Raw genomic sequence first — 24,720 nt, forward strand, 5'->3', positions numbered from 1 at the left:
ACTAGGCTCAATTAATTTATTAATGAATAGTATTTTATTCCTCCGTTAATAATGCATTTGTGTTATTGCAATCACTTTAATTAGCATATGCCTCCCATTATCACTTAATTAATACTGCGAATTCACCAATATCCCTCCCTAACTAGATTCAGACCATAGAAGTGTTAATGAATTATTAATTAATATTGCTTACTCAAATTCTATTGTTGCTGGTGGTTTTGGGGTTACATCAATTCCTACGGCGCTAATTAATTCACTTCTCATTAATTCATTAGCTATATTCCTTAATAATTGCTCATTAAGTGTAGGTACATTAGCCGTCATGTAGTCATCAGTTACCACAGCCCTTACTGCAACGAAGTATCCACCGCTAGGCCTCCTCCTGGCTAATTCATAAATCACGTGGGTTACGTTGGTGCCGTAGGTTAATTTACTGTATAGGGTAAAGGCATTACTCCAGTTACTTAACTTACCCCTAACCAACACCACTCTACCGTATTCCCTTGAATCACCTTTAACTCCAGTACCCTTAACGCTGAACACGTCAACCGTTAAGTTCTCACCCATTCCCCTAATCACACTGCTTAACTCTTCATCAGTAACCCTATCATCCTCCCAGACGGCTGCAAACCATTGACTTAAACCTAAGCCACTAAGCCCCTCCTCAACAACCCTGGTTGACCACCTGGTGACCTCAAGCTTCTCCATGGTTAACTTACCCACAGCCCTTATGCTTAAGCCAGGGCCAGGGAAGGGCTGCCTCTCAGTTATTGCACTGGGTATCTTCAAGTATCTTGCAAGTGCCCTCACTTGATCCTTATAAAGATCCTTCAGAGGCTCCAGTAGCTTGAATCCGTAAACCTTATCGGTCTCAATACCCAATTGGGCAAGTACATTATGTTGAGTCTTAATGCCCCCTGTGGTTTCAATCCAATCAGGGGCTATTGTTCCCTGTACAACCCAGTCACAGTCATTATCCTTAACCACCCTTGATAATGCATTGTAGAAAACGTTCCTGAAGGTAAGCCTCTTCTCCTCGGCATCACTTAAATTAATCATTGCCCTATAGAACTCATCCTTAACATCAATAAGCCTAATAGGTAGTAATTCAGTTAAACTGTTAATTATTTCACTGGTTTCATTAAGCCTCATGAATCCTGTATCAAACAACACTGGTATTAACCTATCACCAAGGGCTAATCTAGCAACCACGGCACTGGTGGTGCTATCCACACCGCCGCTCACCGCGGCGACGGCGCACTTAACCTCAAGTTTCCGTACCTCTCCTGTAATGGTTCTTATGAATTCCTCGGGGGTGAACATAAGCCTACTTTGCTTACCGTGATTTAAACATTGCGTTAAAGTACCCGGTATTTTCTTAATTTATTTAAATAAACACAATAATAATTAAGGAGCAACACCTAAGAACATAATTCAGCGAAGTTCCTTAGAATAATGTCACCGAACTCAGTGTGTTTAACCTCCGGGTGGAATTGAACACTGTATCTACCTATCCTTGGATTAGCCATGGCTTGAACCCTAACTAAATCACTGTGGGCAAGCACTGTGAAGCCATTTGGCTCCTTATCAACACTTATATTATGGCTTTCCCAGGCAGTGAACTCTGCCCCTATTCCTCTTAGTATTGTGTCTTCATTATCGATACGTATCCTAACACCCCCGAATTCAGGTGTTTTATTACCTAGGATGCCGCCGAACTCATATGCAATTAATTGATGACCTAGACATATGCCTAAAATCGGCCCTGGGAATTCTAAGGCGTATTGAGGCGCATTACCTAACTTAGGTATGTCCGCTGGAATGTTCCATGACCCACCACTGATTATTAGGCAGTTGAGTTCCCTTGAAAGTACTTGTACTGGTTCATTGGGGTTAATGAACTTGGCTTGAAAGCCTAAGTCCTCTAACCTACGTTTAATCAAATGATTATATTGGCCGCCGAAATTAACAACACCTATTACACCCATTTAATGTTAACGCAATAAATTAGGATTTAAACTTAACGCTGAGCTGGGGCAATGGGCTGTGCAGTTGCCTTCTCCCTAACCATTGATAACACTTGCTCAGGCCTATTATAGTATAACTCCACCATTCTCGCCACTTTATCGAAGTCCTTAATACCGTTATCAACCATCCACCTAACTATGGATGCCCTGGTCTTAATATCCTCAATAACATCACTTGGCCTAACACCCCTCTCCTCCGCAATATCCCTGACTAAAACACTTCTATCTAGGTATGATTCATGCCTATCCAGTACTGGATTCCACTTGAACACTGTTATGAACTTAACATCCCCATTATCCAGTACGGGTTCACCTATCTCAATAACCCTCCTCACGACTCTTTCACGACCATCCTTAATCATCCTTATCCTCCTAATCATTACGAAGATATTCATTGAGGGTATGTAGGCTGCGGGTATATTCATTGGCGGACTCATCAACCTATTCTTGGCTGCATCAAAGTTCTCAGCGTGCATTGTTGATATGCCACCGTGGCCTGTTGAGACTGCTTGGAAAAGCACATAGGCCTCCTCACCCCTAACCTCACCCACTATTAGGTAGTCAGGCCTCATCCTTAAGGTTGCCTTAACCAAGTCAAACATGGTTATTTCAGAGGTCTTCTGGGGACCGAAGGAGAGCCTTGGAACTAGCCTAATCCAATTCTGGTGAGGTAACTTAACTTCGGGTACCTCCTCAACAGTTATTATCTTCATGTTAGGCCTAATGAAGGTTGCCATTGCGTTCAGGAACGTTGTCTTACCGGCACCGGTTACTCCTATCACCATGAATGACTTATGGTAATCCATCATCGTCCAGAAGTAGCCAGCTATATCGGGGCTAATCATACCATTAGTGACCAATTCAGTGAAGGTGAATGGGTTTGACCTAAACTTCCTTATGGTGAAAGTTGAGCCACTGGGTGAGACCTCACGCCTATAGGTTACCGCAATCCTTGAGCCGTCGGGAAGCTGGGCATCAACTATTGGTGTTGCGACTGATACATGCCTATCAGCCATATGTATCAACTTAACGACTAAGTCATCAATAGCCTCATCACTAAGGGGGACTATGTTTGTTGGTATGCTTTCGTAATCCTTATGGTAAACGTATATCGGCTTCCCAACCCCATCAGCTGAAATATCCTCAATATTCTCATCCCTCATGAGGGGGTCAATTGGGCCAAAGCCCAGTAGATCACGTTCAAGGTAGTAGGCTAGGGTTGATTGAGCATTGGGGGATAGTCTAAGATACCTCCTGTACTTACGTATCAATTCCCTAACCTTATTAGCTAAAAACTGCCTAACTGAATTAACGTCACCTATCTGTTCAGGTGGGGGTAATTCACTCATTATTATCCTTAGTAAATTACCGTAAACCCTCTTCTCACTTGTGGTTAAGGCGACCTCATCAACGTAGTACATTATTGAACCAGTCTCAGTGTTCTCCATTATGTTAACGTAGGCGTAAGGCTCATTAACAGGGTACCTTTCAATCAACCTATACTGACCCTTAACATCAATCATTCTCTCAAATCCTAAGCTAATGCTAGACATACTGCACCTAATACTCCATATAGGAGTATTAATATTTTACTACTATTACCCTAGAATCCACAGCTGGGTAAACCCCAGTGCTTAAGAGCATTTAGCGTTTATTCAATGCCTTTAAAGGGTGATTCAAGTCTGTTTCTAAGGCAGGCTAATCACTTAGCGTTGGTTCGGAGTTATTAGGGAATAATTTTATTAACTAAGCTTAAGCCAAGCCCATGAATTTGAAATGCCCGGGGAAGGCGTTAGAGTTAGGTTACTTGCGGTATTATCGTCCGTAGTATCACTGCTAGCTAACCTAGTCTTCTCACTGCTTGTTACTAGGAAACTTGCAACATTCTCCCTGGGTGTGCTTAATGTTGTTAATGGTGCTATTATAATGGGTCTCATAATTCAGACCATAGTATCATTCATGGCCACCAGGGTCACTGCTAGGGATGGTAAACCAAGCGTATACATGATGACGCTATACTTATTGTCAGGTATACTGGGTTCAATAATAGCCTTACTCTATGTTACTGGAGTCTCCTGGAGGTTTAGGCAAATATACGTTGAGGTAGCTTACTTAACAATGGCGTCAACCTTCGCCAGTTATCTGCAGGGTTACGTAACCAGTGTGCTAACTGTTGTTGATAGGGTTAGGCTTCAGGGGGTGAGTTTAGTTACTTCAATAATTAAACTACTCTTAATAATCTACATAATGTACAGTGGATGGAGCCTATTCTCCGTCCTAGTATCATCAATAGTAATAACCCTATCGGCAGCAGTCTACGGTTTAACGACAGTGTTAACGAGACTTAGTAGGATCGGGTCACTGGGTAGGTACTTTAGGGAAACTGTTGCTGCATCATGGGTACCTTTGATTGGTTACGGTGCAGGGAATTTGAGGAGCATGGACTCAATGATAATAGGGTACGTGGGCGGCATCTTGGATAATGCAATGTGGCAGGTACTTAATGTTCAAGGTAAGGCACTTGGATTAGCAGGAAGCATAATTAACGTCACATACGGTGAATTACTGAGTGGTAAGGATCTTGAGAGGAGGTTCTACATTGACCTACTCATACTACTCAACATAACCATTATGGTTGCCCTCTTCCTAGTATTCTATGAACCATACATTGTCTACTTCCTTAGGCCCCAGGACTACTCATTCATACAATACCTCAGGATACCAGTTATACTGCTTACGGTTTCAAGCATAACCTCAATAATTAATCAATACTACTCCTGGATAATGCAGGGGATAGATAGGGTGGACTTCAATGGTGAAGTAACGTTTAAAACATATGTAGGTAGCTTAGTCTTCCATGCGCACTTCGCTGAATTCATACTAACGGTAGTCTACATAGCCTCAATATACCCATTAATACTCCTGGCGGAGGTGGTTAAGTTACCATCACCAGTGATAAGTGGTGTATTGTTGGCGTCAATATTAGCAACACTAATTAGCCTAATGTATAGGTTTATTCACCTTGAGTCTAGGCGTAGGCTTAAGGTACCGGTTAAGTCAATAATCCTAGACATAATTGCACCAGCGTTATTAGCGGCATTAGTAACCTACTTGGAGTCAACATTAATGCTTACTAAATACCCACCCATTAAGGGGGCTATTGGTGAATTAATTAGGATCGCAATTGGCGCTATTTTAACGACTGCAACATACCTAGCAGTATCACTGACTGTGTCTGGGAGGATTAGAAGCCTTTTCACAGTGTTGCTTAAGTATATTGTTAAATCCAGCTTAAACACTGTGAATCACCTAAGCCCTGGTGGATAAGGCTTACATTTGGGTTTCGTGTTTTTGGAGGAAAGCTTTTTAAGGAGCTTAAAAAGCTTTTAAAGGATTAGGATGCCGAAGGAACCTGTATACAGGATTGAGAACATAGTGGCCACAGTGAACCTGGGTGTTGACCTAGATCTAGAGAGGCTTGCGGAAGTCCTACCTGCGGCAGAGTATAACCCGGATCAATTCCCCGGCTTAATACTTAGGTTCCAGAGGCCTAAGATATCGGCCTTAATATTCAGGACGGGTAAAATGGTTTGCACAGGGGCTAAGAGTGAGGATGAGTTGAAGAGGGCTGTTAAGTACCTTGTTAAGACCCTCAACCAGCGTGGTGCACAGATTCAGAATGATTCAGATATTCAGGTTCAGAACATTGTTGCCTCAGGTAATTTACACGCTGAGGTTAATATTGAGAAGGCTGCGTTACTACTTGAGAACTCAATGTATGAGCCTGAGCAGTTCCCAGGATTAATATATAGGATGAGTGACCCTAAGGTAGTCATATTAGTGTTCAGTTCAGGTAAGATAGTTTGCACGGGAGCTAAGAAGGAGGCTGATGTAGCTGTGGCTGTACGTAAGCTTTACGATAAGTTAAAGGAGATTAACGCCCTCTATGTTATTGAGGAGGAATCAGCATATGAGGAAACGTAAATGATGTGCATTAAAGGAAACACCTACGTAGCATTAAATTGGAGGGATGCCTTCAGTAGGGTACCTGGCCATAACGTATTATATACGGTTAATGATACTGAGACTGATGAAGCCTACCCAGTGGTTAAGGGGAAGAGCATACTCCTCACTATTACCGGGTACTTGGATTCAAGCAAGTGGTTTCGCATTAATAAGTTGGTAAAGGGATCTGAGTGGGTGTTGATTAGACTGAGTAATCAATCACCAGTGATCCTTAAGGCCCTTAGCGTTTCCCTGAGCCATAGTAATGTGTCGTATATTGTGCAGCCCAACACCTACGTGGTGGTTCACGAGTACATTGATGGTGAATTCTACGTGGAGCCCATTAGGGATGAGGCGTCACCAATACTTCACATGCTCCTTAGGAATTCCAGGGTAATTAACCTATACATTCCTACTCACGGTAGTGTTGATGAACACTTAATCTACAGTATACCTATGGATAATGTCAGGAACGTGGTCTTCGACGATGTTGATACTGCCATTAGATTCATCGAGATTAATAGAGTACTATGCAGTGGCGGTAAGGTGAATTGCGAGTGCTCAAGTCCAATTGACTGCGCCTTAAACTGCAGGAGTATTGATGTTTCAGTGGATGCGTCAATAAGTTAAGTTACCTTAATGTGGTTTAATTAGGCTTAAGTATCGTTAAGTAAGCTTTATTAGCGTGCCCTCCGGGACTGAGCTAGTGTTAGCTGCATCTAATAAATTAGCGAAAAAACTGAGGGGTGCCGGGGGGTTAATTAGGAGTATTCTGGGTCCAGGTTGGTTAGTGATGCTTGCTGATGTTGATGCACCAAGCCTATTAACCGCAATGCAAAGTGGCTACTACTTAAGCTACCTAATGATACCATGGTTAATACTACTAACCATACCGCTCTACTTCATTCAGGAATTAACCATTAGGTTAGCCTTAGGTAGTGGTAGGGGTATTGGGGAGATTATTAAGGATAAGTACGGTAAGGGGGTTGCCTTATCCTCGCTTCTACTCATGATGCTTATTGATGGTGCAGCATACTTAGGTGAATACGCCTCAGTGGCTGCTGTTGGCTTAGCCCTAGGCATACCCGTCGTAGCATCAATACTACTCATATTAACCCTACACACAATCATAATACTCTTCAATGGATCATATAGGAGAATTGAGAATATACTCCTACTACTATCAACACTGATTCTAGTTTATCTAGCCGCATTCATAGTCATAGGCCTTAACCCCACAACCCTATACGAATCCACTGGGCTTATGCTTAACCCGATCTCATACACTGACACTAGTTACGTCAGCCTATTAGCAGCCAACATAGGGGCGGCAGTAATGCCTTGGATGCTGTACTACCAGTCATCCGCCATAGTGGATAAGGGTCTTAAACCCAGTCACTACACTCATGAGAGATTTGAGACCGCTGTGGGTGCTGTGGTCAGTGAATCACTGATGGTTGCAGGTGTCTTAATTGGTTATGGGCTTAGGGTTAAGGGTGGTTCCGTTGATGGTTTCCTAAGCGCCTTGAAGTCAATAAGGGTGGTAATGGGTAATTACTGGTTCTACACAGCGTCAATTGGGTTGATTGCGGCAGCAACCTTAGCAGTATTCGTGATAAGCATGGGCTTCGCCTACGGGTTAGGTGAGTACCTGGGTAGACCCAGTGGTTTTAGGCATAGGCTTAGGGACGCCAAGGTCTTCTACTTATTCTACCTCATTGAGGTTATTCCAGCTGCACTACTGGTTCTATTGTCAAGTAACTTAGCTAGCACGATAATTGACATAATGATTTTTAATTCAATAGCACTCTCAGTACCATTAATACTACTAATAAGGTTAACCTCAGACCGTGGGCTAGTGGGCTCTTACGCAATAGGTAGGTTTAGGGCACTGGCATTATACGTAATCACAGTAATAATACTAGTGCTTGGTATTTACGCGGCTGTGTTAACCTTTTAACAGCATTGGGGGTTAATGGACTTAGCCCTACTCACCAATTGCCTAATAGCCTCCTTAACCCTACCCCTAACCTCCTCCTCACTACTGCCTGAGGCTGATACCTCAACCTCCACCACGGGTTTATCAATCTCAATACCCTTAGGGTGACTCTTCACGTAGACTAAACCTGCGTTAAGCCTCATGACTTCATTAACCACTGGTGCCAGGGCACTCTCCATAATACCCCTCACCACCACTGACTCCTCGTAATAATACCTACCTGGAACCCTTAATTGCGGGAGAGCCTCATCAAGGATAGCCTCCATTTCAGCGGGTACACCTGGTAAGGTAAGGATCCTCTTCCCAGCGTACTCAATGTAGACACCTGGGGCTGTACCCACTGGGTTAGGCAGTGGCTTAGCTCCCTTAGGCATGTAAGCCATCTTAATCCTCTCCTTAGTTAACTCAACCCCAAGCCTATCATACTTACTCTTAACCATACTGAAGGCCTCCTGGTTTAACTCAAGCTCCAGGTTAAGGGCCTTAGCTAAGGCCTCAACTGTCTTATCATCGAAGGTTGGTCCAAGGCCCCCTGTTGACACTATTAAATCAGCCCTACTTAAACCATCCCTGAAGGCCCACACTATTTCATCAATTTCATCCGGTACAACAACCATTCTAATAACATCATAACCCGCGTAGGTGAGTACTCTACCAATGTGGGCTGCATTAGTGTTTATTGTCCTACCCTTAAGTATCTCATTACCTATGGTTATTACGTAAGCCCTCATAGATTCTGAAGGCTAAGAGGCTGGTATTAAAGATTCCTCATGCAATAATTAAGTAACCTTAATTGAGGTAGTCCACGAACGCGAAACCCTTATTAACTACAGGTGGAGTAAGCCTTGATTCTCATGGAATAGTGATTAAGGCTGAGGGATTAGGTAAGACATATGATGGTGTTAAGTGGGCCTTAAGGAACATTGACTTAAGCGTTAATCGAGGGAAGGTAGTCACCTTACTAGGCCCTAATGGTGCCGGTAAGACGACTCTAGTTAGGATACTTACCACTGAGCTTGAACCCACTACAGGTAAGTTAACCATACTTGGGGAGGATGCCTTAAGGAACCCTGAGAGGGTTAGGCCTAGGATAGCCTCAATACCCCAGGAGGCTAAGCCAATATACTTCGTGACACCGTATGAATTAGTCTTCTCCTACCTAGTCTTCAGGGGTTTCTCAATAAATGATGCTAAGGTTGAGGCCAGGAGGGCCCTTGAGGAACTTGACCTATGGAATGTTAGGAACAAGATAATGAATAACCTATCCGGCGGCTATAAGCGAAGGGCCTTAGTAGCCATGGCTCTCGCCAGTAATGCTGAGTTGGTTTTCATGGATGAACCAACCACCGGCCTTGACGTGTTCAGTAGGAGGAGTGTTTGGGATGCATTGGCTAGGCTTAAGGGTAATTCAACAGTAATATTGACTACGCATTACATCGAGGAGGCTGAGTTCCTGAGTGATGAAGTCTTCATAATGAACAATGGGGTAGTGGTGAGTAGGGGTACTGTTAGTGAATTATTAAATAAAGTTAACGGTGAGTACGTTGTTGAGGTTTACGGTATCAGTAAGCCAATATTCGAGGGTTACAGTTACGTTAAGTTAAATAACAGGTACTTGGTATACGTCGACACGAGTGAGGATTCATCATTAATAGCCAGTGAGTGCGCTAGAATGGGTGGGAAGGCATTAATGAGGAGGAAGACCCTTGAGGACGTTGTAATTAGGTTAATTGGAGGGTGGTATGAAGATGAATCTTCAGGAGATTTGGATTCAGATTAGGTCAGTATTAGTCTTCGCCTGGTTCTACGGATGGTTAGCTGTTGTTAGGGAGCCGTTCTGGTTAGTCTCCTCCCTACTGAGTCCATTATCCATTGTAATAATAATGACGATATTCGGTGGGGTACATTACATGAGCTTTGGACTACTGGGTGGATTAGCCATGGCTGTTAGCTCAAGTGGCGGATTCACAATAATAGGTGACGCCACTTACCTGAGGCTTGAGTTAAAGTACCAGTCAATGCTAATAAACACTAGGCTTAACCCAATATCCTACACCCTTGGTTTAGCCCTATCTGAATTAACCTACGCCCTACCAGGCCTAGCGGTATTCATTATACTGATGCAATTAATCATGCATATACCCGCATCCCTATACCTCCTAGTAATCCCAATACTGGCCCTTGAGTGGGTTGCGGCAAGCATGCTTGGCTTCACCTTATCCACGTTAATGAATGATGTTAGGTACGGTTGGTCCCTATCAGGCATATTAGGCTTCCTACTGGGTACACTACCCCCAGTCTTCTACCCAGCCTACCTACTACCCACACCATACATCGCCCTAGTATCCCCAGTCAGCATAGTATCCACGGTGCTTCAGTACATTATACTAAGGGTTAATTACCCACAGATGCTAATTAGGTTAAGCGTAATCCTACTGTTAGCCGAGACCGTGGTTTTCACAATACTTGCATTACGTAAATCCAGGTGGAGGAGCGTTTACTGAAGGTTTAACGCAGTATCTTAGTGTAGAGGGCTATTAGGACTAGGTTTATTGAGATGTTTATGAAGAAGAGCATGTAGAACATCATTATGAACGTTAAACTAAAGGCAACCATACTTAGGTACACTAGGTAAATGTTAATGAATAAATCCACAATTAACGTTAATAGCATAATCCTCTGAGCAAGCATGGGTTCAATATTAACTATAACGTAGATTAACTTAACAAGTGCAAATATTACGGCCATTATGAACATTAGTATCGGTATTATCACATATGGGAGGGCTAACGCATTAATACCATACAGGTACATTACCGCAACCACCATAGCTGTCTCAATCACCCTAACCACAGCCAATAATACATTGGGCTTAAGCATTAATGAACACTAAGGCGACCCTTTTTAAACATGAAGTTATAGCCACGTTAATGAAGGAGCCTAACCCATGGTGAATAAACTAATTCACTTTAAATACGCATTAATAGCATTATGGGCTTCATGGGGTCTTACAGTAAGGCCTTAAAATCACCTGCTTAGTCTATTATCACCCTCAGCGTAGTACTAGATGGCTCAGTAACCTACACTTCAAGTCCAAGGAACGATTAACCTCCTTAAGCACCTAATCCTGACCTCTTCCCTACTCCTTAGGATGAAGGGATTCCGCCGGAGTCTTGGATATTACCCTTTTATGGAGCATCCTTACTTAAGAATCAATTTTTATGCCGGGGTCACCAATCTGAAAACCACTACAGCATAGATTCCAAGTAGGCTGAAGGGGGTGTAAATGGTATTTGAAGAAGCATGAATAATATGCACCATACTAAGGATTATTGCTATTATTAACATGTTTATGGCTTAATATTAAAGCCTATTTGCTCCATATCCATATTTAAATAAACTCTCCGCTTCCCTGATTAATTACTAATCATGAAGCTTCCCCAATGGAACACTTTAATACTCATTTAGATTCAATATGCTGATGCGGGTTTTAATTTACTGGTCCATAGGCGGTATTGGCGGTATCCAGAGGATTTACACAATGTTAGCTAAAGCCTTAACAGAGTGTGGGCATTCTGTGACCATATTGACTAATAGGTCATTGAATCCCCTTGAGGTGACTGAGATGCATGGAGTGCATTTAAGCGGCGTCAACATTATTACTCCCCCACACCTCACTTGCATTAACCCATTGTGTGATGTGGTTAATTCAATTATTGGATCCAGTAAGCTTTATGGTTTAGTTAATGATTATGATGCAGTTTACATTGATGACTTGGCTCTAGGTTCATTAACCATAAATGAATTAATTAAGCATAGTGGACTCATATTCTACATGCATGGGTTAATTGATAGGGTTAAGATTTACGTACCCTTATCTAAACCCCATAGGATGTTCATTAATGCAATAACGGCGCTTAGAAGTAGCTATAGGCTAATTAGGGAGGCTAAGCTACTATTAGCTAATAGTGCATTCACATCATACGTGGCCTATAAGACAATTGGCATTAGGCCAAGGGTACTTCACCCACCAGTGGATACTGGGCTTGTGGCGAAGTTCAGGAGTAGCATTAGGGAGAATGCCGTAGTCTCCCTGGGTAGGCTCGGCGCCGCTAAGGGTCATGAATTCGCCATTAGGCTTATTCAAGGACTTAAGGAGAGGGGGATTGATGCTAAGCTATACATCATGGGTTCAGCCTCCGATGCAGCCAGTAGACTATATGCGCTTAGGTTAATTAACCTAGCTAAGAGGCTTAATGTACATGATAGGGTTACCTTAATACTTAATTCACCTTTAAGCAAGGTTTACTCAATACTCGGTAAATCCAAGGTCTTCGTGCAAGCCAAGTGGGGTGAACCCTTCGGCATAGTTGTGGTTGAGGCCATGGCGGCTGGCTCAGTACCCATAGTACCCAAGTCAGGTGGACCATGGCATGACATAGTGTTTTACGGTAAGTATGGGTATGGTTACAGTAACCTAAGTGAAGCTATTGATGCTGCTGAGGGCGTATTAACCAGTGATAGTGAATACGGTAAGCTCTCCGAGATAGTAATGAGGAGGGCTGAGGAATTCTCATATAATGTCTTTAAAAATAAGGTATGCAGATTCCTGGATGAATTAGGTAATTAAAGTAGGATAATTTCATTACCCTCTAAGTCTCTAGGTTAGTCCCTGCATCAACCTGAGCCTAGGTAATGTAGATTAATGTGGAAAAACTTAAATAAAAGTGAAGACATAATTTTATTACAATGCTTAGTCCATTTATCCATCATACCAAGGAAAACACCACCAATAGAGGTGTACCACTTCGTTTCAACACAGTAGAACCGAAACATGTAACATGGGGACTAGGCCTAATAAATGCTAATAAACCATTAATCACCACCTCCAAGAGGCCTATTCAAACTCCTCCATGTAATCAACCACCTACGCAACAGACAGAGAATGAGGGAGCTTCACAGTTAATGTCATACTATCAACAATTACATCTCCTCCCATGTTTAATCGGCATCTCTAATCCACCTCCATCTGGTTACGCACGTAAAGGCAGGACGAGGAAGAATAGAGAGATAATGGAGATTGTGCTGCTTTAATCCTAATGTTATCTTTTATCTCTTCTTTACTAGTGAAAATTTTGTAGTTTCCTTGTGTAGGCTTATTGTTTGTACCGCGATAGTAAGTAGTTAGCCTTATTAAGCATCTTCATTAGTCTCAGTGAATGTCCTCAGTAGTCTTATCCATAATTACTAGGAATGGGGCGTTGAAGGGTGATGTATTCAGGTTAATGTTATTATCGACGCTTCAAATACCTTATAAGGCAATTATACTTATTGATGATAGTGATAATGATAAGACGCTTAATGTTGTTAAATCATTTGCTAATGAGAATAATAAGGAGCTTCTTGCATCAAGATCAAACACACATGGTGGTAGGGCCACTAGGGCAATTGGTAGGCAAACAGCCTTTGACTTATTCCTAAGAAACTTCATTGAAGGCATGCTTATTCAACTTGATGATGATGTAATACTCATGAATGGGTGGTGGAGTGCTGTTACTGATTCATTATCAGATGAAAGGATTGGATTATACTATGGTTTAACATATGATGTAAATGACTTAAACTCACTAAGCACCAGTAACGTTAACATACAGGCAGTGTTGATTAATGCATTGGAGAGGGGTAGGACTAATGACTTCGCCATTAGAAGAGACGCCTTAAGCGCAATTGAAGGCAGGTTCGGTGCAATACCCCCTGAATTGCATCTCTACGAGGATGCATGGATTTGGAGGGCTATTCAGTGCGCTGGTTACGGTATAGTAATAGGCTTAATTGGGGCCTTCCAGCATGATCCAGTGAAGCTGAGTGGACTTGGTGACATCAACGTCGACATAAAGTACCTTAAATTAGCTTCAAGATACGGCATAGTCCAATCAGTAAATCCCTTAAATGATTCACTTAGATTACTAGCACCACTACTAAGGTTACCTAGCATGGTGGCTAAATATGGTTTAACCAGGGGCGTTAAGGAGACGTGGTTCAGAATACTCTACAGGTATGCGAAAATAAAGGGAACCTTAACATTCAACTGTAGTAAACTTAATTCAAGGGGATTAAAAATCCCTTAAACTCTAGGGATTCCTGCCTCTTAATCTTAAGCATAGGTTCACTTAGATAGAGTTAATTCGATAATACATGTAAATAGGTTCCATTGAGCTAGAGCATTGTCATCATGGAGGCTACCTGGTTGCTGTAATTCTAGTTGCATTTGATACAATGGGATATGTGGATTAGGGTTATTAACTTAGCTTATGAATGGATATGTTCCTTGTAGCAGTCACTTATAGTGCTTCTTCATATCCTCGTTAAACGGTAGGTTCAGTATTTCATCAATAACCTCCCTCGCCTGTTCAGTGCTCTTGGTCCTTGGGTCGAACATCAATGCTTCAATAAGTAACTCCTTGCTACCAGCTAAGTAGGCTTCAAGTGCCCTCTCAGTGACGGCTATTCTAGGGTACCATACGTATGAGTACATTTTATTTGGTACATTCTCAATGGCCTCAGGCCTAATTACCTCACCCTTAACGTACACCGGCGCCTCAACTATGGCGTCGCTTGGTAGTCTAGGTAATACGCCATTATTGGGTATGTTTAGTATCATTCTCCTCTCAACGTTATTAACAACACTATCTATGAAATCAATAATCTGCTCACCACTCTTAACCGGTGGATAAGCCTCAGTGGCCTTAATGCTTGGGTTGAATGCAGCATTCTCCAACTTAGCCTCAGCCTCCTGATTCCTAAGCATCCTAATCCCCCACCCTACCTCAGAATCAACACCACCAATGGGTCCATACCAATATATCTTGGTTTTAAGATCCCTATGGTACTTCCACGTCCCACTCCTAGCCGTGTCACCAAGTGGGTATAGGCCGTAGAGTCTATACATGTCCACAGCAGCCCTACTCAAGGTCTCTTCCCATGGGCCAGGCACGTAACTAGCCCAGAATTCCTCAGCCTTCTTCTCAATCCACTCATCAATCAAGTGGTAGGCGTCTTCACCATTATACTTAAACCTAGTTAGAAACACCACGTGATTTAAGCCAACCGCCTGCCACTCAATCCTCCTCATATCAAGTTTCAACGCCTTCTCAACCAATAATCTAACACCGCCGGGCGCTCCATGGCAGTAACCAATAATTTTAAGCTTAGGATACTGCCTATGTACTAAAGTTGTTGTTTCGAGAACTGGGTTGGAGACTTGAATTAACCAAGCATCCCTATTAATCTCATCCATTATGCCTGCTATTTTCAACGCCACATTATACTGCTTAAACCCGGTTAATGATGGGTAGCAGCACACCATATTCCACTCAGTTGCATCAATACCCCTATAGTACCCATGCCTCTCAGCAGCCTCAACCTGAATGCCCCAGTGATCGTAACCTATTGCGAAGGCTAGGTTAATTACGAAGGAGGCGCCTTCAATACAAGCCTTAGTATCAGTGGTTCTTTCTAGATTAATGGGTACCTTAAGTTCATCGAAATACTTCCTGGCCAGCATGTAGCTTCTAGCTAATCTATGTTCATCAATATCCATTAGGGTTAGTGTGATTCCATGAATACTCTTTGTTAATGCAATATCCCTAAGTATACTTGCTATAAACGTATGACTGCCTCCACCTATTATACAAATCTTTATGTTCTTAATTTGTTCGCTCATAGTTACTGCGTTACAGGTGCCCTTAAATAAGCATGTAGTAGAACACTTACGATACTGAACATGTTTAAGGATAATAATATTGATATGCATTAAAATGAGTAAACCTGGGGTTAGATGTAATATAACTATAAGTGAAGGTTATTCATTGAGTTATGGTTTATTGGCTCATCTGAGTTGAGTATTACTTAGTGTTTTTATAATGGGGATGAGGGTTAATGCGCCTAGACATAATACTGGTAGCCTTAATTACTCAATGTGCCTCTCCAGCCAGCTTAATGCTAATTCAATCCACTTAGCCACAGGGGGATTAACATGCTGGGGATTTGAGGCAGTGGTTTTATCAGCCAGTGAGAGTCCGTGAACTCCCTTTTCAAAGACGTGGAATTCAAAGGGCACCTTATTTCTGGCTAATGCGTTAACGTAACTTATTATGCTCTCCACGGGAACTACATCATCATCCGCAGTAGTCCATATGAATGTTGGGGGAGTATTCTCATCAACATGGTATGTTGCGCTTAATTCCCTTAAATCATCCTCAGTGAATTTACCTGAGCCTAAGGCTAGAGACATCATTTTAAATAACACCCCCGCGGCTGGGGTGTTTCTATTATTCTTAGTTACCTCATTCATTACCGCGAAGTCCACAACAGGGTAGGCCAGTATTACCGCTGATGGTTTAAGGGTATCCTTAGGGGCATTAACCAGCTTACTTAACCAATCCCTATGCCAATTAACACTGTATAAAGCCGCCACGGTTCCTCCAGCTGAGAATCCTATTATTGCAATCCTACCGGGGTCTATATTCCACTTATCCGCATTACGCCTAATGCTCACCACGGCGTTGGCTAATTCAATAACCACGTCAGGGTACACTTTGCTAACACCCATGCTTTCAGTGGAGTACCTTAATACGAAGGCGTGGTAACCCCTTGAAAGGAATATTGAGGCCACGGGTTCAGCTTCCCTATCAGATGTGCGTACGAATCCTCCCCCAGGGCAAATAATGATTGCCGGTCTCCTTCCCCAAGATATTTCAGGGGATGTATCAAGGATGTATGATGTTAATGTAACTGGTCTATCATCCCTAAGCCTAATAACCTCAATTCTCATAGTGCGCTTAACCACGGTTCACTTATAAGTATTGTATTTATTCAGGTTAAGGCATTTGTAAGTTAAGTCACCTTATAGGGTTAATTAATAACATGATTTAAGTTAATTCAATCACATTCAGTGAATAATCTATTGGGTTACATCTATGGTTACTGACTTCTCCCCCTCGGGCACTGCCACTGAAACCACCTGCTTCCCTGCCTCATGTAGCTTCACCGTGAAGTTCACTATCCTCTCCTCACCTGGATCCAAGTACACTCTATGCTCCTCAATCACCCTACCATTAACCTTAAGCGTAATGGGTACTAGGTCACCTACTTTACCTTCATTTCTTAACGTGGCCTTAACCCTAATTGATTCACCAGCCTTAACATTGACCTTATCAGCATTAACACTCGTCACGCTCACAATACCCTTAACCAGTTGAGTTAACTTGAATTCACCCATTAGCCTAATGTCCATTGATGATGAACCAACAAGGACCTGGTATGCTCCAGGCTCCACAATACGCCTGAACCCTGCATCATACATTGCTAAGTCATCTAAGGTTAACTTGAATTCAACTACAGTCTTCTCACCGGGCTTAAGCGTTATTCTCCTAAAGCCCTTAAGCATCATTAATGGTCTAGCTATACTTGAGTACCTATCCCTAACGTATAGTTGAACAACTTCATCACCCTCATACTTACCTATATTCTCAACGTTAAGTGATACTGAAACCACTCCATCATCCTCATTAACGCTCACCTTGAGGTCACTGTACTTGAATTGAGTGTAGCTTAGCCCGTGTCCGAACGGGAATAGTGGTGTTGGAGGCATGTTAACGTAATCATAAACCCTACCACTGGGCTTAGTGAAGTAGTATAATGGTTCCTGGCCCTCGTGAATAGGCCAGGTTAAAGGTAATTTACCACCCGGGTTATATTCACCTAAAAGCACTTGGGCAATAGCCTCCCCGCCCATTTCACCAGGGTACCAGGCCTCAACCAGGGCTGGGACATTATTAATCCATTCACCGACGACTGGGCTTCCAGTGGTTAAAACCACTGCAACGTTCTTATTAACCTTAAGCACCTCCTCAATAAGCCTCTCCTGGCACTTGGGTAACCTTAATGATGCCCTATCCCTCTGTTCACCCTCAATAATGCCTGCAAACACAACCACTGCATCAGCCTTCGAAGCGGCGTCAACAGCCTCCTTAATCATTGAGTCCTCGATTAAATCCCAGCCAAGCTTAATGTAGGCGTAACCGTAGTTCAACCTACCGTACTCAAGCCTAATCTCATACTGCCTCCCACCCTCAAGCCTAATTGAACCACTCTTAGGTGAATTACTGGCCACACCCCATGAATCCACAATTGTCTTACCATCAACAGTAAGCCTAAATCCACCGCCAGCGGCGTAAACCTTAAACTCATACGTGCCTGATACGGGTGGGGTAATGTAACCAATCCACCTAATGGAGTATCTTCCTGGGTCAAGGCCCTGGTATGGTGGGTCGTAGCCTATGTCAAGTCTGAAGAATCCCTCCCACGGTGCATCAATCCTAACGCCAATAGGCTCACCCTCAAGGTTAGGGTTATTGAAGTACTCACCCCTCAAGCCGTGTCTATTAGGCTCACCCATTGGTGTAAGGTACCTTGTTGGTATTGGGTGGTCAGCATCCATATCCCCTATGCATCCCTTAGCGTGAATCACATTAATGCCCCTGGCCTTAAAGGCTTCAAGGGGTGTTATTACACTCTTAGGTATTGCACTATAGCCACCTAACTTAACCTCATCCGCGAAGGGGCCTATTAGGGCTATTGCCTTAACCCTAGACTTATCAATAGGCAGTACACCATCATTCTTAAGCAGTACAATAGCCTTCTCAGCGGCCTCAAGGGCTAACCGCCTATGCTCCTCTGAGCCAATAACCTTAGCTTCCTCGGGGTCAACGTAAGGTGAGTCGAATAGGCCTATTAGGAATTTAGCCCTCAAAACCCTCCTAACAGCCTCATTAAGCGCCTCCTCGCTAATCAACCCCCTCCTAATAGCCCTAACCAGTGGTTCACCGTATATTGAGAATCCTGGGAATTCAACATCTAGGCCAGCCTCAAGGGCTAGTTTAGCAACCTCCTCCGGGTTATCGGTTATGTAGTGCCTATTAACTATACCGGTGACTGAACCGTAGTCAGACACCACGAAGCCCTCGAACCCCAATTCCCATCTAAGTACCTCCGTTAGCCAGTACTTGTTCATTGAGCATGGTACCCCGTCTATGGAGTTGTAGGCAGCCATTAATGATAATGCCCCAGCCTTAATGGCCGCTCTGAAAACCGGTAACTCAGTCTCCCTAATGAACCTCTCACTCATGTGTATTTCAGCGCTGTCCCTACCACCATCACCAACGAAGTTCATTATGTAGTGCTTAGGGGTAGCCACAATACCCTCCTCCCTAAGCGCCTTAACGTAGGCGTAGGCTAACTGTGAGGCTAAGTAGGGGTCTTCACCATAAGTCTCCTCAGTCCTACCAGCCCTAGCATCGAAGGTTAGGTTAACCACGGGTGATAGGCATTGCCTAATACCCCTGGCCCTAGTCTCCCTTGCAATAGCCTTAGCAACCCTATACATTAAGTCCACGTCCCAGGCCGCAGCCAGCGCTATGGCTTGGGGGAAGACTGTTGAGTGCTTAGCCATGCATCCGTGGAGGCACTCATCGTGAATAATAGCCGGTACACCAAGCCTAGTGTCCTCAAGGAACCTCCTCTGAATATCATTAGCCTTAACAGCACCCTCAGTCGGTTCAGTACCCCTAAGGACCACTGATAAGTTACCTACATCCAACCTATCAGTTAGATCCGACCTTAATTGAGCCACCTTCTCCTCAAGACTCATCCTCCTCAAGAGATCCTCAACCCTCTCATCAATAGGCCTACTGGGGTCCTCGAAGGGGGCCATTAAACCATCCTTATCATGATCAATCCACCCACCATGGTAAATATCGCTTCTTTTAACACCACTGGGTATGAAGTCACTTGACTTAGACATAGTTAAGTCATTAAGTTAGATAACCCTAGTTTTTAAGTAATACGTGTTATGAATAAGTAAGGGTTAATAGTAATTCCTCAGCCTCAATAATGGAAGAGTTTAAAACACTGTTAAGTGCGTTAATTGCCATGAAGCTACGGATGCTGCTGGCGCGCATAATGATTAGGTACTACTGCGCGTACGCATCATTACTGCGTATTCAAGTAAGGGAGGGTAGGCGTAGGAAGAGGAGGTGAACGCTTTAATGAATGTTCCTGAGTCAGTAATATTCATTGTTATTTTAACAATCACCTCAGCGTTAATCACTAATGCTCAATCAGCCGCCTGCTGGTACTATTGGCCTAACGTTAACGTTAACCTTGGTCAAGGATTACTGGTTAAGGTAATGAACGGGTCCTATAACCTATACGTATTCACACCAACCCAGTACGCTAAGTGGAGTAGCGGCAGCGGTGGGTACGCCGTATACGCAGGTAGCGTTACTGTGGGTGCCTACCTTGTACGCATCCCCCCTGGTTCATACTACGTGGTGCTCTACCCCACTCAATGCGGCAGCATCGTTAACGCCGGTATTAATGTTATTGGTTTAGCCCCAACGGGTTTATCATCAATAATACCCATCAACACCACTGCGGTTTTAGGCTACTTCAATATAAGTATTATTAGGGCTTGGAATGCAAGCTACACCGCAGTCAACGTACTAAGGGTACCTAAGAGTAGTGCCAGTCTTCAATTAAATGCAGTAGTGCGAGTTGAGTTAATTAATGGTAGTTTCCAGGAGTATTGGCTTCAAGATGCTTTAATCTTCATTACGAGTAATGGAGTCTTCAGTGTTGCTGATAATGTCTGGAACGCCACTGCCCCTGGGGCTAATGTATCAAGCAGCTTAATCACTGGACTAGGTAGGGTTTACAATGCCGTGGGCGTTAGCCAGGAGTATTACGGGTACGTGGGTAATTTAACTAGGTACCAGTTACCTTTATCAGGTTACCTTGAGGTTAACGTAACCTTAATTAACGATTCAGTGGTGGTTATGTTCGGTTACGCAATAGTGAGGAATGGAAGCACCTACGCACCACCGGTAATTAAGTGGTTTGATAACGTGACCCTGGGGATTAAGGCTAAGGATGCGTTAATAGTAACTACCCCATATGAGGAGACGGGTGGTGGATACGCGTATGATGTTGAGTTAGTCTTTGGGGGAGGCTTTAATGGTGAGCAAACCACCTTTGAGAGCCTTAATGCTCAATTAGCCGTAATGCACTGGAGTGGATCTGGTTGGGTACCTTATAGTCAAGTCTATAACTTCGGCATGAACACTGGGGAATCAGCAACAGACCTAGTGACCTCAATATCAAGTAACGGTAATGTGCAAGTCACCGTGGGTATACCATACTACGGTGAGTTAACCAATGACTTCAAACCAACCATACCCACAAGCTTCATTGAGGTCATTTACCCAAACAGCACTGTGAAAGGCTTCTACACGTTCAAAGAAACCACAGTAACCTTGCCCAGGGTGATAATTAGTAATGGTGTCACCTACATCTTCAAAGGCATTGATGAGTCATGTAATGGGGCAACGCGATTAATTAGAAATAACTCAGCAACAGTGACCCCAAGCATTAACGCGTTCTCAACATGCGTTATAAGGGGGAATTATAGTACGTACTTCTTATTGAGACTTAAGTCACAATACCCCATTAATATTACCCTGGTTAATGGCACATTCACAGTAACTAATATGGAGAGCTGGTTACCTGCAAACTCATCACTGGTGATTAGGGTTAAGGCAATCTACCCACTCAGTAACTTAACGAGGGTTAAGACTATTAATGAGACTTTAATTAACATGACTGTTAGGGAGCCGTTAAACTTAACCATTGAGTGGATTAGGCAGTATTTTGTCAGGGTTATGAGTATTGTCCCAATTAATGTTAATGGTTCATTAACATTAAGTTACTTTAACTGGATTAACAACGGCTCTGTCTTGGAGTTATCAATACCAAGCTTCATGTACTTCAATAATGGGAGTAGGTTAATGGCCTTGAATAAATCCAGGGTAATTATAGTGGTTACGCATCCATTAAACATCACTACGTCATGGGTTAGGCAGTACTTAGTTAACATTAGTAGCATTGCCCCAATTCTAATTAACGGTAATTACTCAATTAATTATGTTCAGTGGATTAATTCAGGCAGTATCATTAACGTGACTGTGCCTAAGTACTATTACCTTAACGGTAGTGTAAGGTTAATGGCGCTTAATTCATCAATTTTAATAACAGTTAATAACCCCATTAAGGCCACTGTAAAGTGGGTTAGGCAGTACTTGATTGAAGTTAATAGTATTGTCCCCGTAATGGTGAATGAGTCTCAATTAACCTCATTAATTAATTGGCTTAATGAATCAAGCACATTAATTATTAATGCGCAGCCTCAATACTACTTCAATAATGGAACCAGGTTAATCCTACTTAATTCAAGCGAAATTAAAGTAATCATCAATAAGCCACTTAACCTAACCATTGAGTGGGTTAGACAATATTTGGTTAATGTAACCAGTTCAGCACCATTAATGGTAAATGACACCTTAGTGAAGTCAATACAGGATTGGTTTAACTCAAGTTCATTACTCAATATTACGCTTACAATTCAATACTTCAATAATGGAACCAGGTTACTTCCCTTAAACTCCTCATTAATCCTCATTAAGGTTAATAAGCCTCTTAACCTGACTGTTAACTGGGTTAGGCAGTACTTAGTTAATTTAACAAGCCCAATAGCCTTAAACATTAACGGCACTGTGTCTAGGAATTACTCCAGATGGATTAACGCTAGTGATTTAATAATCCTAAATGGGCCGCTTAGGATTCTTGAAGTTAATTTAACCATAATTAAATTAGCCTCCGTATCAATTAATGGTCAGCTTCACTACTCATTGCCAATTAACCTGACGGTTAATGAACCCTTAATGATTAAGGTTAATTGGGTTAGGGATTACATAGTCTACTATTCATTGGTATTATTAGTGATTGTTATTGTATTAATCCTGGTTGCTTCACGCCGTGGTGGTTAATTTTAAATTTGTTCACAATTAGTCTTTATATTAATCTATTTTCAATTTTTCGTTATTAAGTGATTGAATGACGCATAACACTGCTTCGCGTAGAAAGGCTTAAAAGAGGTTCATACATGTGGTGTATGTATATGTCTGATGTTGCCTTTGAATCCCTTACGCCGGCTGAATGGTTTAGGCGTAATAAGGAGATTGCTGGGTTCTCAAGCCCAAGCAGAGCAATGTACCAGACTGTTAGGGAGCTTATTGAGAATGCCCTAGACGCCACTGAGAACCACGGCATACTACCCTCTATTAAGGCTTCAATAAGGTATGTTGATAAGGATAAGGACCTTTACTCCATATACGTTGAGGATAACGGTATAGGTATCCCGGAGGAGGAGATACCTAACGTCTTCGGTCAAATATTCTACAGCTCCAAGTATAAGATTAAGCAGCATAGGGGTATTTTTGGCCTTGGAGCTAAGATGGTTGTCCTCTATGCCCAATCCACCTCAGGAATGCCTGTGAGGGTTACTAGTTCAATGAAGGGTTCCCAATACATATACACTTATGAAATTAGTATTGATACGGTTAAGAATAAGCCAGTAATACACAGTCACGTTAGGGTTGAGAATAAGTATGGTTGGCACGGCACGGCGGTTAAGGTTGTACTGGAGGGTAATTGGCAGTACGCTAAGAGTAGGATTGAGGAGTACTTCACTAGGACAGCCATGATAACCCCATACGCTGAAATAATACTCATTGAGCCTAATAACGAGGTCCTCAGGTTCAATAGAATAACCACAATAATGCCTAAACCCCCTGTGGAGGGTTTACCACACCCAAGTAGTATTGACCTTGAGTCCCTTAAACAGTTAATCAGTAGGAACAGTGACATACCGTTGATTGACTTCCTTAAGGAGAACTTCGACGGCATTGGTGATGAGACTGTTAGGGAATTCATGAAGACTGTGGGCATTAGGGCTAGTAAGCATGTTAAGAGGCTTAGTGAGTCTGAGTTAAGGTTACTTGCCGAGAAGATGAGGCAGTTCAATGGCTGGAGGAGGCCTAGGGCTGATTGGCTCTCCCCCATTGGTGAGAAGATACTGGCAAATGGTATACTCCACGTCCTTAAACCTGAGGCCGTCTTCGTGACCACTAGGAAGCCATCCTCATACTCAGGTCACCCATTCATTGTTGAGGCAGCCATAGCCTGGGGTGGGTCAATAATGCCTGTGGATAAGCCCATACTATACAGGTACGCTAATAAAGTGCCTCTACTTCAGGATGAGGGTAGTGACGTGATTAGGCATGTTATTGATGAAGTTGATTGGAGTCAATATAAGGTTAAGTTCCCAGCGCCATTGGCGGTGGTGGTTCACGTATGCTCAACTAAGATACCCTACGCCTCAGCTGGTAAGGAGGCCATTGCTGATGTTCCTGAAATTGAAAAGGAGGTTAGGTTAGCTGTTAGGGAAGTGGCCAGGAAGCTTAAGGTTTACTTAGCTAGGAAGGAGAAGGAGCAGGAATTATTAACCAAGTACGCCATACTTAGGCTATACACTGATGAAGTATCCTCAGCCCTATCCTTCGTGTCTGGGGTTGATGAAAACGTGATTAAGGGTAAGCTCGAGGAATTAATTAAGAGGAAGCTTGGCCTAGACATAAGGGCTGGGCCACCGGCAATCACCAGTGAGGTGGGCAATGTTGCGGTTGCTTAAGCGCTTACTCGTGTTACATTAGTAAAGCGTAAAACACCCAGGCT

The 24,720-nt window shown here is 42.9% G+C and carries 18 protein-coding genes; 10 read left to right on the forward strand and 8 right to left on the reverse strand.

The window, feature by feature from the left end; all coding sequences use genetic code 11:
- Positions 1-189: 189 nt before the first annotated feature.
- The 3 genes from CMAQ_RS06175 to CMAQ_RS06185 all read right to left on the reverse strand — a co-directional run bounded on the left by CMAQ_RS06175 (position 190) and on the right by CMAQ_RS06185 (position 3,580).
- Positions 190-1,323: a GMP synthase (glutamine-hydrolyzing) gene (locus tag CMAQ_RS06175; RefSeq protein WP_012186248.1), complete on the reverse strand. Its 1,134-nt coding sequence runs from the start codon at positions 1,321-1,323 to the stop codon at positions 190-192.
- A gap of 98 nt (positions 1,324-1,421) precedes the next feature.
- A complete protein-coding gene (locus CMAQ_RS06180) occupies positions 1,422-1,988 on the reverse strand; it encodes a GMP synthase subunit A (RefSeq protein ID WP_012186249.1) in 567 nt (188 codons plus the stop codon).
- 32 nt (positions 1,989-2,020) lie between these two features.
- A complete protein-coding gene (locus CMAQ_RS06185) occupies positions 2,021-3,580 on the reverse strand; it encodes a type II/IV secretion system ATPase subunit (protein WP_012186250.1) in 1,560 nt (519 codons plus the stop codon).
- A 223-nt stretch (positions 3,581-3,803) separates the two neighbouring features.
- Here CMAQ_RS06185 and CMAQ_RS06190 point away from each other — a divergent pair, with 223 nt between their 5' ends.
- The 4 genes from CMAQ_RS06190 to CMAQ_RS06205 all read left to right on the forward strand — a co-directional run bounded on the left by CMAQ_RS06190 (position 3,804) and on the right by CMAQ_RS06205 (position 7,992).
- Positions 3,804-5,354, forward strand: coding sequence for a hypothetical protein (locus tag CMAQ_RS06190; protein ID WP_012186251.1), 1,551 nt, complete (start codon positions 3,804-3,806; stop codon positions 5,352-5,354).
- 72 nt (positions 5,355-5,426) lie between these two features.
- Entirely contained in the window at positions 5,427-6,011 is a 585-nt protein-coding gene (locus tag CMAQ_RS06195) for a TATA-box-binding protein (RefSeq protein WP_012186252.1), read from the forward strand.
- A complete protein-coding gene (locus CMAQ_RS06200) occupies positions 6,012-6,662 on the forward strand; it encodes a hypothetical protein (protein ID WP_012186253.1) in 651 nt (216 codons plus the stop codon).
- A gap of 55 nt (positions 6,663-6,717) precedes the next feature.
- The gene (locus CMAQ_RS06205) at positions 6,718-7,992 is read left to right on the forward strand and encodes an NRAMP family divalent metal transporter (protein ID WP_012186254.1); all 1,275 of its coding nucleotides are present in this window, start codon (positions 6,718-6,720) and stop codon (positions 7,990-7,992) included.
- On the opposite strand, the gene CMAQ_RS06210 is transcribed toward CMAQ_RS06205, so the two are convergent.
- A complete protein-coding gene (locus CMAQ_RS06210; protein WP_012186255.1) occupies positions 7,989-8,762 on the reverse strand; it encodes a nicotinamide mononucleotide deamidase-related protein in 774 nt (257 codons plus the stop codon). The genes CMAQ_RS06205 and CMAQ_RS06210 overlap by 4 nt on opposite strands.
- A gap of 131 nt (positions 8,763-8,893) precedes the next feature.
- Between CMAQ_RS06210 and CMAQ_RS06215 the strand changes: the two genes are divergently transcribed.
- Positions 8,894-9,811: an ABC transporter ATP-binding protein gene (locus CMAQ_RS06215; protein ID WP_012186256.1), complete on the forward strand. Its 918-nt coding sequence runs from the start codon at positions 8,894-8,896 to the stop codon at positions 9,809-9,811.
- Positions 9,780-10,535: an ABC transporter permease gene (locus tag CMAQ_RS06220; protein ID WP_012186257.1), complete on the forward strand. Its 756-nt coding sequence runs from the start codon at positions 9,780-9,782 to the stop codon at positions 10,533-10,535. The genes CMAQ_RS06215 and CMAQ_RS06220 overlap by 32 nt, the downstream gene beginning before the upstream one ends.
- Before the next feature lie 4 nt (positions 10,536-10,539).
- Here the strand turns inward: CMAQ_RS06220 and CMAQ_RS06225 are convergent, their stop codons facing one another.
- Positions 10,540-10,911: a hypothetical protein gene (locus CMAQ_RS06225; protein ID WP_012186258.1), complete on the reverse strand. Its 372-nt coding sequence runs from the start codon at positions 10,909-10,911 to the stop codon at positions 10,540-10,542.
- A 601-nt stretch (positions 10,912-11,512) separates the two neighbouring features.
- Between CMAQ_RS06225 and CMAQ_RS06230 the strand changes: the two genes are divergently transcribed.
- Together CMAQ_RS06230 and CMAQ_RS06240 are read left to right on the forward strand one after the other, a co-directional pair.
- Positions 11,513-12,661 carry a glycosyltransferase gene (locus CMAQ_RS06230; protein WP_048062716.1) on the forward strand — a complete coding sequence of 383 codons (1,149 nt, stop codon included), beginning with the start codon at positions 11,513-11,515 and terminating at the stop codon, positions 12,659-12,661.
- A gap of 589 nt (positions 12,662-13,250) precedes the next feature.
- A complete protein-coding gene (locus tag CMAQ_RS06240) occupies positions 13,251-14,159 on the forward strand; it encodes a glycosyltransferase family 2 protein (RefSeq protein ID WP_012186260.1) in 909 nt (302 codons plus the stop codon).
- A 209-nt stretch (positions 14,160-14,368) separates the two neighbouring features.
- Here CMAQ_RS06240 and CMAQ_RS06245 read toward each other — a convergent pair whose 3' ends face one another.
- The 3 genes from CMAQ_RS06245 to CMAQ_RS06255 all read right to left on the reverse strand — a co-directional run bounded on the left by CMAQ_RS06245 (position 14,369) and on the right by CMAQ_RS06255 (position 19,894).
- Positions 14,369-15,754, reverse strand: a complete 1,386-nt coding sequence (locus CMAQ_RS06245) for a family 4 glycosyl hydrolase (RefSeq protein WP_012186261.1) — start codon at positions 15,752-15,754, stop codon at positions 14,369-14,371.
- Between the two features lie 246 nt (positions 15,755-16,000).
- Positions 16,001-16,864, reverse strand: a complete 864-nt coding sequence (locus tag CMAQ_RS06250; RefSeq protein WP_012186262.1) for an alpha/beta hydrolase — start codon at positions 16,862-16,864, stop codon at positions 16,001-16,003.
- A gap of 129 nt (positions 16,865-16,993) precedes the next feature.
- Positions 16,994-19,894: a glycoside hydrolase family 3 N-terminal domain-containing protein gene (locus CMAQ_RS06255; RefSeq protein ID WP_012186263.1), complete on the reverse strand. Its 2,901-nt coding sequence runs from the start codon at positions 19,892-19,894 to the stop codon at positions 16,994-16,996.
- A gap of 244 nt (positions 19,895-20,138) precedes the next feature.
- Here CMAQ_RS06255 and CMAQ_RS06260 point away from each other — a divergent pair, with 244 nt between their 5' ends.
- Complete coding sequence (locus tag CMAQ_RS06260; RefSeq protein WP_012186264.1) at positions 20,139-22,973, forward strand: thermopsin family protease; 2,835 nt, start codon at positions 20,139-20,141, stop codon at positions 22,971-22,973.
- A 131-nt stretch (positions 22,974-23,104) separates the two neighbouring features.
- Positions 23,105-24,676, forward strand: coding sequence for a DNA topoisomerase VI subunit B (locus CMAQ_RS06265; protein WP_232203735.1), 1,572 nt, complete (start codon positions 23,105-23,107; stop codon positions 24,674-24,676).
- Positions 24,677-24,720 lie beyond the last annotated feature (44 nt).

The organism is Caldivirga maquilingensis IC-167 (genome assembly GCF_000018305.1).
Taxonomy (GTDB): Archaea; Thermoproteota; Thermoprotei; order Thermoproteales; family Thermocladiaceae; genus Caldivirga; species Caldivirga maquilingensis.